The sequence below is a fragment of the Xanthomonas sp. BRIP62418 genome (genome assembly GCF_003993495.1).
Classification (GTDB): Bacteria; Pseudomonadota; Gammaproteobacteria; order Xanthomonadales; family Xanthomonadaceae; genus Xanthomonas; species Xanthomonas euroxanthea.
Genome location: NZ_QEZG01000019.1, coordinates 191523 through 203098 on the forward strand (window position 1 = coordinate 191523; position 11576 = coordinate 203098).

The window sequence follows — 11576 nt, forward strand, 5'->3', positions numbered from 1 at the left end:
GGGGCTGGTCATGCAGGCACCTCGGCAGTTGGTCCGCCGCCAGCGCGGCAACGGGGAAAAACGGACCCGGCACGGCTCTCCCGGCCGGGTCGTTGCGCCACCCGCGGCAGCGTGGCCGCGGGTGTGCATGCTCAGGACTCGTATGCCGCTTCGCCGTGCGAGGTGATATCCAGGCCCTCGCGCTCGGCTTCTTCGGTGACGCGCAGGCCGAACACCAGCTTGGCGACCAGGAAGCCCACCACCGAGACCACGCCGATCCAGACCAGGGTGATACCCACGCCCAGCGCCTGGATGCCGACCTGATGCAGCATGTCGTAATCGCCGCCCTTCTGGCCGCCCAGCGAAGCGGCCGAGAACACGCCGGTCAGGATCGCGCCGATGATGCCGCCCAGGCCGTGCACGCCGAACACGTCCAGGCTGTCGTCGGCGCCCAGCAGGCGCTTGAGGCCGGTGACGCCCCACACGCACAGCACGCCGGCGGCCAGGCCGATGACGATCGCACCGAACGGACCCACCGTGCCGCAGGCCGGGGTGATGCCGACCAGACCGGCGACCATGCCCGAGGCCACGCCCAGGGCGGACGACTTGCCCTTGATGATCTTCTCGGTCAGCGACCAGCCCAGGATGGCAGCGGCGGTGGCCAGCAAGGTGTTGAGGAAGGCCAGCGCCGCACCGGCATTGGCTTCCAGGTTGGAGCCGGCGTTGAAGCCGAACCAGCCCACCCACAGCAGCGAGGCACCCACGAAGGTCAGGGTCACGTTGTGCGGCTTGATCGCCTCACGGCCCAGGCCGGCACGCTTGCCGACGAAGTAGGCGCCGACCAGGCCGGCGATACCGGCGTTGATATGCACCACCGTGCCGCCGGCAAAATCCAGCGCGCCCAGGCCGAACAGGTAACCGCCGGTGGCCCAGACCATGTGCGCCAGCGGCAGGTAGCCGAAGGTGAACCAGATCACCGAGAACAGCAGCACAGCGGCGAACTTGGCGCGCTCGGCAAAGGCGCCGACGATCAGCGCGCCGGTGATGCCGGCGAAGGTCGCCTGGAACGCCACGAACACGTATTCCGGCAGGCTGACACCCTTGGTGAAGGTCGCCGCCAGCGTTTCGATGGTCACGCCCTTGAGCAGCGCCTTGTCCAGGTTGCCGATCCACGGGCCTTCGCCGGAGAACGCCAGGCTGTAGCCGTACACCACCCACAGGATGGTCAGCAGCGAGAACACCACCGCGACCTGGATCAGCACCGACAACACGTTCTTGGCGCGCACCATGCCGCCGTAGAACAGCGCCAGGCCCGGCACCACCATCAGCAGCACCAGCAGCGTGGAGGTCAGCATCCAGGCGACATCGCCCTTCTCCACCACCGGTGCGGCCTCGGCGGCGGCCACCGGTGCGGCGGGCGGCTGCGCCGACGGCAGCGGTTCGGTGGTGACCGGCTCGGTCGGCAGCGGGGTGACCTGCGGCGTGGACTGCGCGTGCGCACTGCCCATGCCGCCCACCACCAGCGCGCTGAACAGCATCAGCATGCAGACACTGTAGAACCGGGCCTTCCACCCGGCAAAGAGAGCTGTCTTCATAAGAACTCCGGGGGTGGGGGATTCAGAGCGCATCGGCGCCGATCTCGCCGGTGCGGATGCGCACGACTTGCTCGATCGCGGTCACGAAGATCTTGCCGTCGCCGATCTTGCCGGTGCCGGCGGCGTTCTGGATCGCCTCGACCACTGCGTCCAGCCGGTCGTCGGTCACCACCGTCTCGATCTTGATCTTGGGCAGGAAGTCGACGACGTACTCGGCGCCGCGGTACAGCTCGGTGTGGCCCTTCTGGCGCCCGAACCCCTTGACCTCGGTCACGGTGATGCCCGACACGCCTGCTGCGGACAGGGCCTCGCGGACCTCGTCGAGCTTGAACGGCCGGATGATGGCGGTGATCAATTTCATGCGCATACCCCGAATGGTGGAAAAGACCGGCCGGCATTGCGCCGCCCGGCGGTGTCATTCACCTGGATGCCAACCCCGGCATCCGCGCGTTCGCGATTACGCAGACCTCGGCCGATGCCGATGCATCCGCCTCGTGGGAGAGGTCAGGCCCGCGCGTCGCGAACTGTGTGCTCTCTCAATCCCCTACGATCCACGGCCGATGCCGTGGACCGATCGAACGTGTGCGGCGATGGCGGAGGTGGGAGGGGGGGCCTCCGCCATCACCGCGGTGGAACTCAGTTGCCGTAGTACAGCTGGTACTCCAACGGGTGGGTCGCAGCACGGAACTTGGTGACTTCCTGCATCTTCAGCGCGATGTAGCCGTCGATGAAGTCGTCGCTCATCACGCCGCCGGCCTTGAGGAACTCGCGGTCCTTGTCCAGCGCTTCCAGTGCCTGGTCCAGGCTGGAGCAGACCTGCGGGATCAGCTTCTCTTCTTCCGGCGGCAGGTCGTACAGGTCCTTGTCGCTCGGGGCGCCCGGGTCGATCTGGTTCTTGATGCCGTCCAGGCCGGCCATCATCAGCGCGGTGAAGGTCAGGTAGCCGGACTGCAACGGATCGGGGAAGCGCATTTCGATACGGCGCGCCTTCGGGTTGGTGACCCACGGGATGCGGCACGAGGCCGAGCGGTTGCGGGCCGAATAGGCCAGCATCACCGGTGCCTCATAACCCGGGACCAGACGCTTGTAGCTGTTGGTGCCGGAGTTGGAGAAGGCGTTGATTGCGCGCGCGTGCTTGAAGATGCCGCCGATGTACCACAGCGCCATCTGCGACAGGCCGCCGTAGCCGTCGCCGGAGAACAGGTTGACGCCGCCCTTGGTCAGCGACTGGTGCACGTGCATGCCCGAGCCGTTGTCGCCCACGATGGGCTTGGGCATGAAGGTCGCGGTCTTGCCGTTGCGGTAGGCGACGTTCTTGATGATGTACTTCATCGTCAGCAGTTCGTCGGCCTTCTGCACCAGCGAGCTGAACTTGGTGCCGATCTCGCACTGGCCGGCGGTGGCCACTTCGTGGTGGTGCACCTCGGTCTCGATGCCGACCTGTTCCAGCGTCTTGATCATTTCCGCGCGCAGGTCGTGCAGCGTGTCGGTCGGCGGCACCGGGAAGTAGCCACCCTTCACGCCCGGACGGTAGCCGCTGTTGCCGCCGTCGTACTTGGCGCCGGTGTTCCAGGCAGCCTCTTCCGAGCCGACCTGGAAGAAGGTGTGGCCCATGTCGTTGGCAAAGCGCACCGAATCGAAGATGAAGAATTCCGGCTCCGGGCCGAAGAACGCCTGGTCGGCGGTGCCCGAGGACTTCAGGTAGGCCTCGGCGCGCTTGGCGATGCCGCGCGGGTCGCGCTCATAGCTCTGCATGGTGGCCGGATCGAGGATGTCGCAGGTCAGCACGATGGTCGGATCGGCGAAGAACGGATCCAGATACGCAGTGCCGGCGTCCGGGAGCAGGACCATGTCCGACTCGTTGATGCCCTTCCAACCCGCGATCGAGCTGCCGTCGAACATCTTGCCTTCTTCGAACAGCGCCGGCTCGATGATGTTGGCCGGAAAGGTGATGTGCTGCTGTACACCACGCATATCGACGAAGCGCAGGTCGACAAACTCGACCTTGTTGTCCTTGATCAGCTTTTCAACATTTTCCACGGACATCGGAAGAAACCTCTGCAGAGTTAAGTGGCTCGTGGACGGAGCTACAGCAGGGACCATGCCAAGCGCCGGACCTTCACAAGTCGTTGATTTTGCTTGTTTCGCTTGAGGCCGCTGACGCAGCGCTAGCACCCTTAAGGTGCTAACCAATCGCATGTTGCACCGATATGGTGCATGCCGCAATGCACTATCCTGACGCCTCCCCCATCCCCTCTCCAGTCCGATGTCCGATCTGATTTCCGCCCTGCTGTTGGGCATTCTCGAAGGCCTCACCGAATTCCTGCCGATCTCCAGCACCGGCCACCTGCTGATTGCCGAACAATGGCTCGGACGCCGTTCTGACTTCTTCAACATCGTCATCCAGGCCGGCGCGATCCTGGCGATCTGCCTGGCACTGCGGCAGAAGCTGTGGACCCTGGCCACCGGCCTGGGTGAGCGCGCCAATCGCGACTACGTGCTCAAGGTCGGCGTGGCCTTCATGGTGACTGCGGTGGTGGGCCTGATCGTGCGCAAGGCCGGCTGGCAGCTGCCGGAAACCGTGCATCCGGTGGCATGGGCGCTGCTGATCGGCGGGCTGTGGATGCTAGTGGCCGAGCACTTCGCCAGCAAGCTGCCCGAGCGCGATGTGGTCACCTGGAAGGTGGCCATCGCGGTGGGGCTGGCGCAGGTGGTGGCCGGCGTGTTCCCCGGCACCTCGCGCTCGGCCTCGGCGATCTTCCTGGCGATGTTGCTGGGCCTGAGCAAGCGCTCGGCGGCGGCGGATTTCGTGTTCATGGTGGGCATCCCGACCATGTTCGCGGCCAGCGCTTACGCCCTGCTGGAGATGTACAGGGAAGGCGGCTTCGGCAGCGAGAACTGGGCCGATGTGGCGGTGGCCTTCGTGGCGGCGACCATCACCGGCTTTGTGGTGGTGAAGTGGCTGCTGGGCTATATCAAGAAGCACCGCTTCACGGTGTTTGCGGTCTACCGCATCGTGCTGGGCGCCGCCCTGCTGTTGTGGCTGCCGGCGCTGGCCTGAGACCGCTAGCGGCTGCGTGTCGTGCCGGTTGAACCGGACGCGAGGTGCAGGGCAGATGGCCGGGCAGTGACTTGCGTCATTGCCCTGGCCGCGCGGTGGCGGTATCACTGACGCATCGATCACCGGGAGCCGCCGCATGCGTGCCGTGTTGTTTGCCCCTGCACTGCTGGCAGCGGGCGTGACGGCCTGCGGGTCGAGCGCAGCGCCGGAGCTGCCCAGGTCCGGTGCCGACACTGCTGCGGCCGCGTTGGCCGCAGCGGCTGCCGCCAACGCCCCGCTGCAGGCTGCCCTGCAGGCGCAACACTGGCAGCTGCAGCAGGCCAGCGACGCGCATGGCACCGCCTTGCGCAGCCTGTTCGTCGCCGGCACCGCGCCCTTGCAGCTGGATTTTCGCGATCAACGCATCCAGGTCAGCCAGACCTGCAACGCATTGGGCGCCGATTACAGCCTGGCGCAGGCGCACCTGCAGATCGGCCGGGTGGTGTCGAGCAAACGCCTGTGCGCGCAACCGCGGCGGATGGCCCAGGAACGCGCCGCCAGCGAGCTGCTGTCCGGTCGCTTCGCGGTGGCGCTGAACACCGCGCAGACCACGCCGCAACTGACCCTGATCCGCAGCGACGGCACCCGGCTGGTGTTCGGCGGTGTCGCCACCGCCGACACCCGCCATGGCGGCCCCGGCCAGACGCTGCTGATCGAAGTGGCCGCCGACACCGTGCCCTGTCGGTCCGATCCGGCGCGCCACTGCCTGCAACTGCGCGAACAAGGCGCCGATGGACAGCCCGCGACCCGCGCCTGGCAGCCCTTCGATGGCAGCATCGAAGGCTTCGAGCACGAGGCGGGCATCCGTACCCTGCTGCGCGTCACCCGCTACCCGGCCGCCGCGGGCACGGACGCTGCGCCGGTGTACGTGCTGGAGCAGATGATCGAGGCGAGTGGGTAGTTTGGGAATTGGGAGCAGGATCGGAAGCGGGAAGCGGGAAGCGGGAAGCGGCGAAGTGTTGCGTGACCGTTATGCAATGGCGCTTCGGAAGCGACAGCCTGCTCTGCTTGAGGCGCCCGGGTGACCCACGTGCTGATCGCCCTGACATCACGGTTGCGGCGCTTGCAGCTTCCCTGTCACCACCACCGCGCGGCCTGGTGGCCGTGCAGTGGTGGTGATCTGCGCTTAGCGCAGCGCCGGATTCAACGTGTAGGTGCCATGCAGGGCTGCCTCGGCCAGTACGTGGCCCTGGATTGCCGACAGCACATCGGCGGCGGTGAAGGTCTCAGGCAGGCTGAGCTGCGCTACGTCCAGCGCGAACACGCGGAAGAAATAGCGGTGCACCCGCAGGTCGTTGAACGGCGGGTACGGGCCGTCGTAGCCCAGGTAATTGCCGGCCATGTCGGCATTGCCGGCAAACCACTGGGTATACGAATTCAGGCCCTGGCGCGCCCCATCCGGGCCGGCCGGCTGCTGCTTGCCCTTGGGCACGAAGCCGTCGCTGCAGCTGCCCGCGGCGATCGCATGCACGTCGGCGGGGATATCGGCCATCGCCCAATGCACAAAATCGGTGCGTGGCTGATCGACCGGGATCTGCACTTCGTCGCGGCCCACGGTTTCCGGCACGGTCGGCACATCCGGGTCCAGGCACAGCAGCGCGAACGAGCGCGTGCCGGCCGGCACTTCGCTCCAGGCCAGGTGCGGGTTGCGGTTGGGCGCAAAGCCCTCGGGCGTTCCGGCGGCAAATTCCACCGCGATCGGCTTGCCGTTTTCGATGCTGTTGCTGGTCAGGCGCATGCAGGAGTCTCCGCGGGAATGAGGCCGACCAGGGTGCCTGGGTCCGCGTCGCAGAGGAAGCCATCGCCATGGAACCCTCTGGTGCGCGCGGCCGGGTTTATCGCTGCCGGTGCATCACACCGCCGAACACTGCGGTCGCCGGCGCCAGCTGCGGCGTGCGCGTGCTGCTTGGCGCACCCTCCCCGCGCCCCGACAAGAAGCGCGATATCCAGTCGATACCCAGCCCCGTAGGAGCGGACCTGGCCGCGACGGGGCTTTATCGGAAACGCCTCATCGGTGCGGAGGCATTCCCTGTAACGCCCCGTCGCGGCCAGGGCCGCTCCTACGGGTGTGCGAGCTGCCGCGGGCGGCGCTCAGTCCTGCGGGTAGCCGAGGCGCACCGCGATCGGCGTCAGCAGATCGAATTGCGCGCCAAGCACGTTGCGGTAGCTGCGCCAGCGCCCCGCGGCCAGGCGCGCCGGGCCGCGCGGTTCGACCAGCGGGAAGCGCAGGCCGAACGCCTGTTCCAGCGCGGTGGAGATGCCTTGCGGGTCGCTCTCGATGCCGTCCAGGCGGATGATCCGGTGCGGATACAGGTCGCGCTCGTGCAGCACGGCGAGCTGTTCCAGCGCCGCCAGCAGCCAGTCGGCGGCCTGCTGCGGCGATTGCACGGCCAGCGGTGCCGGCGCGCCGGCCGACAGCCAGTCCAGCAGCATGTCGCGCGGGTCGCGCAGCGCGATCGCCAGCCGGCCTTCGGGCAGATGCGGGCGCAGCGCGGTCAGCAGGGTGTTGTCCCACCACAGCAGCCAGTCGATGACGTTGCCGTCGTCGATGCCGCGCCGCGGCAGCTGCGCCTTCCAGCCTTCCACCAATGCCATCGGCGCCAGCTCGCCGGAGGCCAGCTGCTCGACCGTGCGGTAGCTCTGCAGCGCATCGGACGGCGGCGTGGTGCCATACCGGTCGTCGCGCACCAGCGGGGTGGCCGCGCCCATCACCGCGATCAGGCGTTCGACATGCGAGCCGGGCGTGCCAAAGACGAACAGCGGCCGTGCCGTCACGATCTCGGGGATGGTCCCGATGTCCGGCCACTGCATCGGCTGTCTGGCGGCCTGCGGCGGCAACGGCAGGCGGTGCTGGGCCTGCTCGCGCTGGAACTGCATCCAGGTGGCCACGGCGGCGTCGGGCTGGCCGGCGCGGTCCTGCACATTGCCCAGCCACGGCCGCAGCACGGTCTGCTGGGGCGCGGGCAGCGAGTCGATCAGCGACTGCACGCAGGCGATCGCCGCCGGTGGGTCGCGCTCAAGCAGGGCTTCGACGATGCGCTGCTCGCCGCTGATGCGGCCCGGCTCCACCGCCACGATCTGGCGGGCCACCATTTCGGCCTGTTCGGCATGGCCCTGCATGTCGTGCACGCGCATCAGCGCTTCCAGCGCCGGCAGATGCTCGGGCATGGCCAGCAGCCAGCGCTCGATCACCGCCTGCGCCTGCGGCCCGCCGACCGGCTCCACCGCCAGCCGTGCCAGCCACAGGTCGTGCGCCGTGGCCGAGGTGGCCAGCGCCGCGTCCAGGGTGTCGCGTGCATCGTCCACCGCGCCCAACCGCTCCCAGGCGGTCAGCAAGGCGTGCAAGGTGCGCCGGTCGGCCGGCCAATGGGCCAGCGCCAGGCGCAGGTGCGCGGCGGCCTGGTCGGGGCGGCCGGCCTGCAGTTCCATCTCGCCGGCGAGCCGGCGCATGGCCGGGATGTCGCCGCCGGGCTGGGCGAACACGCCCTGCATCGCGGCCAGCGCATCGTCCAGGCGGCCCTGGCGCTGGGCCAGCTGGGCGATGAAGGCGCGCAGCGCGGTGCCCGGCGGGTTGAGCTCGACCACGCGCTCGAAGGCGCGCTCGGCAAATGCGAAGTGTTCCTTCTGCAGATACGCAAAGCCCAGCGCGAACATCACCCGCGGGTCATCCGGCAGTTGCTCGGCGGCGCGGGTCAGCAGCGACAGTGCGCGATCGCCCTGGCCGCGGCGCAGCTCCACCACGCCATCGACGGCCAGCAACTGCGGGTGCTCGGGCGCCAGCCGCGCGGCGGTGCGGCTCAGCCGCTGCGCCTCGTCCAGATCGCCACGCGCCACCGCCAGATGCGCCTGCATCACGTAGGCATTGAACTGGTTGGGGTCGAGCGCGGTGGTACGCGACAACGCGTCGTCCGCCGCAGACAGCGCGCGCGTGGCCAGCAGCAGCCCGGCGCGCAGCAGATGCAGGTCGGCATCTTCCGGCGTCAGCGTCAGCGCGGTTTCGATGCTGGCCAGCGCCAGCGCCGGTTGCCCCTGCTGCTGCAGGGCCAGGCCGAGCCAGCGATGCGCGGCGGCGCTCTCGGGCGCGCCGAGGACCCACTCGCGGGCCAGCGCCACCGCATCGTCGGCCGCATTGCGGCGCAGGGCTTGAAGAATGGCGTCTTGCATGGCGGTGGGCGTGTCCAGGACAAACGCCTATTGTAACGATGCGCGGGGTGGCGCCGACTTACACCTGCGCGGCCAGCCGCTCGGCCACCCAGCGCTCGGCGAATCCGTCGCCGCGGGCGTTTTCCAGAAAGCCGCAGTGGCCGCCCCAGCGTGCGATTTCCAGCCGTGCGTGCGCCGGCAACTGCCAGGCGGCGAAATCCTCGAACGGAATGACCGGATCGTCCTCGGCCATCAGGATGTCCACCGGCACCTGCAGGCCGGCCAGGCGCTCGCCGGCGATCGAATAACTGTCGAAATACGCTTCCAGCGAGCCATGCCCGGTGTGCTGTTCGGCCAGCCAGGCCATCAGCCCGCGCATGTCCAGCGCCAGGGTGGCGTCGTCATAGCCATGCTGATCGGGGAACAGCTTGCGCTTGCGCAGCAGCGACTCGCGCCACTTGCGGCGGAAATACCAGTCGTAGAACTGCGGGCCTTTTTCCAGCTGCAGCATCGTCGCTGCCGGGTCCAGCAGCGGGCATACCGCCGCCACGCGCGCCAGCGGCAGGCCGGCCGCCGGTGCACGCAGCGCCAGCCGCAACGCGAAATTGCCGCCCAGCGAATAGCCCGCCGCCAGCAGCTGCGGCGCGGGAAACCGCCGCCACAGATCGCCCGCAGCATTGACCACTTCCTCGATGCGGTCGGAGTGAAACAGGTCCACGTTGAGGTGGTGCGTGCCGCCGTGGTCGCGGAAATTCAGCCGGAATACCTGATAGCCCAGGCCAAGCAGGCGCGCGGCGGTCAGGCGCATGTAGTTGGAATCGGCGCTGCCTTCCCAGCCATGCAGCAGCAGCACCGTGCCGCGCACGGGGGCATCGCCGGGCGGGATGCTCATCCAGCCCTGCAGGCGCACGCCATCGCCGCCGTCGAGAATGTGTTCGCTGGTGACCGCACCGCTGGCGGCCAAGAGCTGGCGGCTGCGGAGCCGACGCAAGGCACTGCTGCCCAGCACCGACTGCACATGCGGATTGCGCAGCCAGCGCGGCGGCAGATAGTCGGAGGCGTTCATGCGCTCATCGGGCCGGACAAGGGGGTGCCGGCCGCATGGAGGATGCGCGCTTGCATCGTCGGCTCAGGACTCCATCGCCGCGATGATGCGTTGCCGCGAGGTATCGGCCAGGCGGCGACGTCCGTCGATATCCAGCGCACCGATCGGCTCGAGAAAATGCACCTCGGCCAGCCGCGACGGCTCGCCGAGCAGGCGCACGATATTGGCGAAGAAACTCTCGCGCTCGCCGAACGCCACCACGGCCTGCGCATTGCCGCGCTCTCCGTAACGCAGGGCCACCGGCTGCACCGGCACGCCGGCCTCGACCGCGGCCTGGAAGATGCGCGCATGGAACGGGCCGACCTCGGTACCGCCACGGGTGCGGCCTTCGGGGAACACGCCCACCGGCTTGCCGCTGCGCAGGCGCTGCAGCATTTCCTGCAGCACGCCGCCCAGCGACTCGGTATTGCCGCGCTGGTGGAAGATGGTCTGGCCCTTGGTCGCCAGCCAGCCCACCAGCGGCCAACCGGCGATCTCGCGCTTGGCCACGAAGCCCATCACGCGCTGGCTGTGCAGCATCGAGATGTCGACCCAGCTGACGTGATTGGCCACGAACAGGGTCGCGCCCGGCAGCGGGGTGCCGAAGCGACGCAGGCGGAAGCCGAACACGCGCATCAGGTTGCCCTGCCACCAACGGATCATCAGCTCGTCCAGGGTGTCGTCGGGGCCGGTGCGGATGCGCGCCAGCGGCGGCGCCACCACGCACAGCATGGTGATCGGCAGGCAGATGCTCAGATGCAGCAGCAACAGCGGCACCCGATACAGGTACCGGAACCAACGCAGCACGCCGCCAGCGTCGCGCGTGGCGTCCAGGGATGACTCGCTCATTGACGGAACGGGACCGGTACCAGGGGAAGGAAGCGCAACTATTGTGACAGCAGCGTGGCCTGCGCGCAGTGCCCGCGGCGGGTGGCGCTGTTCCACCCATGCACTTGCACGGCGTGCTCAGCCATTGCTGCGTGGCACCACGGCCAGGGTCAGCCGTGACACGCACACGCGCTTGCCGGCCGGATTGTCGATGGTGATGTCCCAGACCTGGGTGCTGCGCCCCACATGCACCGCGCGCGCGGTGCCGGTGACCAGGCCATCGGTGGCGGCGCGCAGATGGTTGGCATTGATCTCCAGCCCGACGCACATCCGGGTGGTCATGTCCACGCACAGGTTGCCGGCGCTGCTGCCCAGGGTTTCGGCCAGCACCACCGACGCACCGCCATGCAGCAGGCCGTACGGCTGCCTGGTGCGCGCATCCACCGGCATGGTGGCGCGCAGCCAGTCGTCGCCGGCATCGGTGAACACGATGCCCAGATGTTCGATCAAGGTGTCGCGGCTGGAGGCGTTGAGGGCGGCCAGGTCGACGGGTTCGCGGAAGGTCATAGGTTGGGGATTGGGGAATCGGGAATCGGGAATCGGGAATCGGGAATCGGGAATCGGGAATCGGGAATCGGGAATCGGGAATCGGGAAAGCATCCGCGGCGCGGGGGTTGGATGCAACTGCCCTTGGCTGGCGCTACGAGCCGAGTTGCGACGGCGACTTTCAGCTGATGGCGGTGTGCGGCGCGCCGCCCATCTACGTCAGCGCACCGCGCCATTGCAGCGGTGCGGCACGCCACGATGCACCGGTTGCCACGCGCCGTCTCGATGCCGGCGCCGGGAC

Annotated in this window: 10 protein-coding genes; 2 read left to right on the forward strand and 8 right to left on the reverse strand. The window is 68.3% G+C overall.

Annotation, left to right across the window (positions count from 1 at the left end):
* Window positions 1-131: 131 nt before the first annotated feature.
* The 3 genes from EO174_RS01030 to glnA form a co-directional block, all read right to left on the reverse strand.
* Complete coding sequence (locus EO174_RS01030) at window positions 132-1574, reverse strand: ammonium transporter (RefSeq protein WP_164739298.1); 1443 nt, start codon at window positions 1572-1574, stop codon at window positions 132-134.
* A 22-nt stretch (window positions 1575-1596) separates the two neighbouring features.
* A complete protein-coding gene (locus tag EO174_RS01035) occupies window positions 1597-1935 on the reverse strand; it encodes a P-II family nitrogen regulator (RefSeq protein WP_002808480.1) in 339 nt (112 codons plus the stop codon).
* 275 nt (window positions 1936-2210) lie between these two features.
* Window positions 2211-3620 (reverse strand): type I glutamate--ammonia ligase, encoded by a 1410-nt coding sequence (gene glnA / locus EO174_RS01040; protein WP_006449210.1) that lies wholly within the window; start codon window positions 3618-3620, stop codon window positions 2211-2213.
* Between the two features lie 220 nt (window positions 3621-3840).
* Between glnA and EO174_RS01045 the strand changes: the two genes are divergently transcribed.
* Window positions 3841-4635 (forward strand): undecaprenyl-diphosphate phosphatase, encoded by a 795-nt coding sequence (locus tag EO174_RS01045; RefSeq protein ID WP_126941662.1) that lies wholly within the window; start codon window positions 3841-3843, stop codon window positions 4633-4635.
* A gap of 136 nt (window positions 4636-4771) precedes the next feature.
* Window positions 4772-5575: an META domain-containing protein gene (locus tag EO174_RS01050; RefSeq protein ID WP_126941664.1), complete on the forward strand. Its 804-nt coding sequence runs from the start codon at window positions 4772-4774 to the stop codon at window positions 5573-5575.
* Window positions 5576-5800: 225 nt separating this feature from the next.
* Here the strand turns inward: EO174_RS01050 and EO174_RS01055 are convergent, their stop codons facing one another.
* The 5 genes from EO174_RS01055 to EO174_RS01075 all read right to left on the reverse strand — a co-directional run bounded on the left by EO174_RS01055 (window position 5801) and on the right by EO174_RS01075 (window position 11296).
* Window positions 5801-6412, reverse strand: a complete 612-nt coding sequence (locus EO174_RS01055) for a YbhB/YbcL family Raf kinase inhibitor-like protein (RefSeq protein ID WP_126941666.1) — start codon at window positions 6410-6412, stop codon at window positions 5801-5803.
* A 353-nt stretch (window positions 6413-6765) separates the two neighbouring features.
* Window positions 6766-8838 carry a tetratricopeptide repeat protein gene (locus tag EO174_RS01060; RefSeq protein WP_126941668.1) on the reverse strand — a complete coding sequence of 691 codons (2073 nt, stop codon included), beginning with the start codon at window positions 8836-8838 and terminating at the stop codon, window positions 6766-6768.
* Window positions 8839-8896: 58 nt separating this feature from the next.
* Window positions 8897-9883 (reverse strand): alpha/beta fold hydrolase, encoded by a 987-nt coding sequence (locus EO174_RS01065; protein ID WP_104585454.1) that lies wholly within the window; start codon window positions 9881-9883, stop codon window positions 8897-8899.
* A gap of 63 nt (window positions 9884-9946) precedes the next feature.
* The gene (locus tag EO174_RS01070; protein WP_180707992.1) at window positions 9947-10846 is read right to left on the reverse strand and encodes a lysophospholipid acyltransferase family protein; all 900 of its coding nucleotides are present in this window, start codon (window positions 10844-10846) and stop codon (window positions 9947-9949) included.
* A gap of 21 nt (window positions 10847-10867) precedes the next feature.
* Window positions 10868-11296 carry a hotdog fold thioesterase gene (locus EO174_RS01075; RefSeq protein WP_115675620.1) on the reverse strand — a complete coding sequence of 143 codons (429 nt, stop codon included), beginning with the start codon at window positions 11294-11296 and terminating at the stop codon, window positions 10868-10870.
* Window positions 11297-11576: the final 280 nt, after the last annotated feature.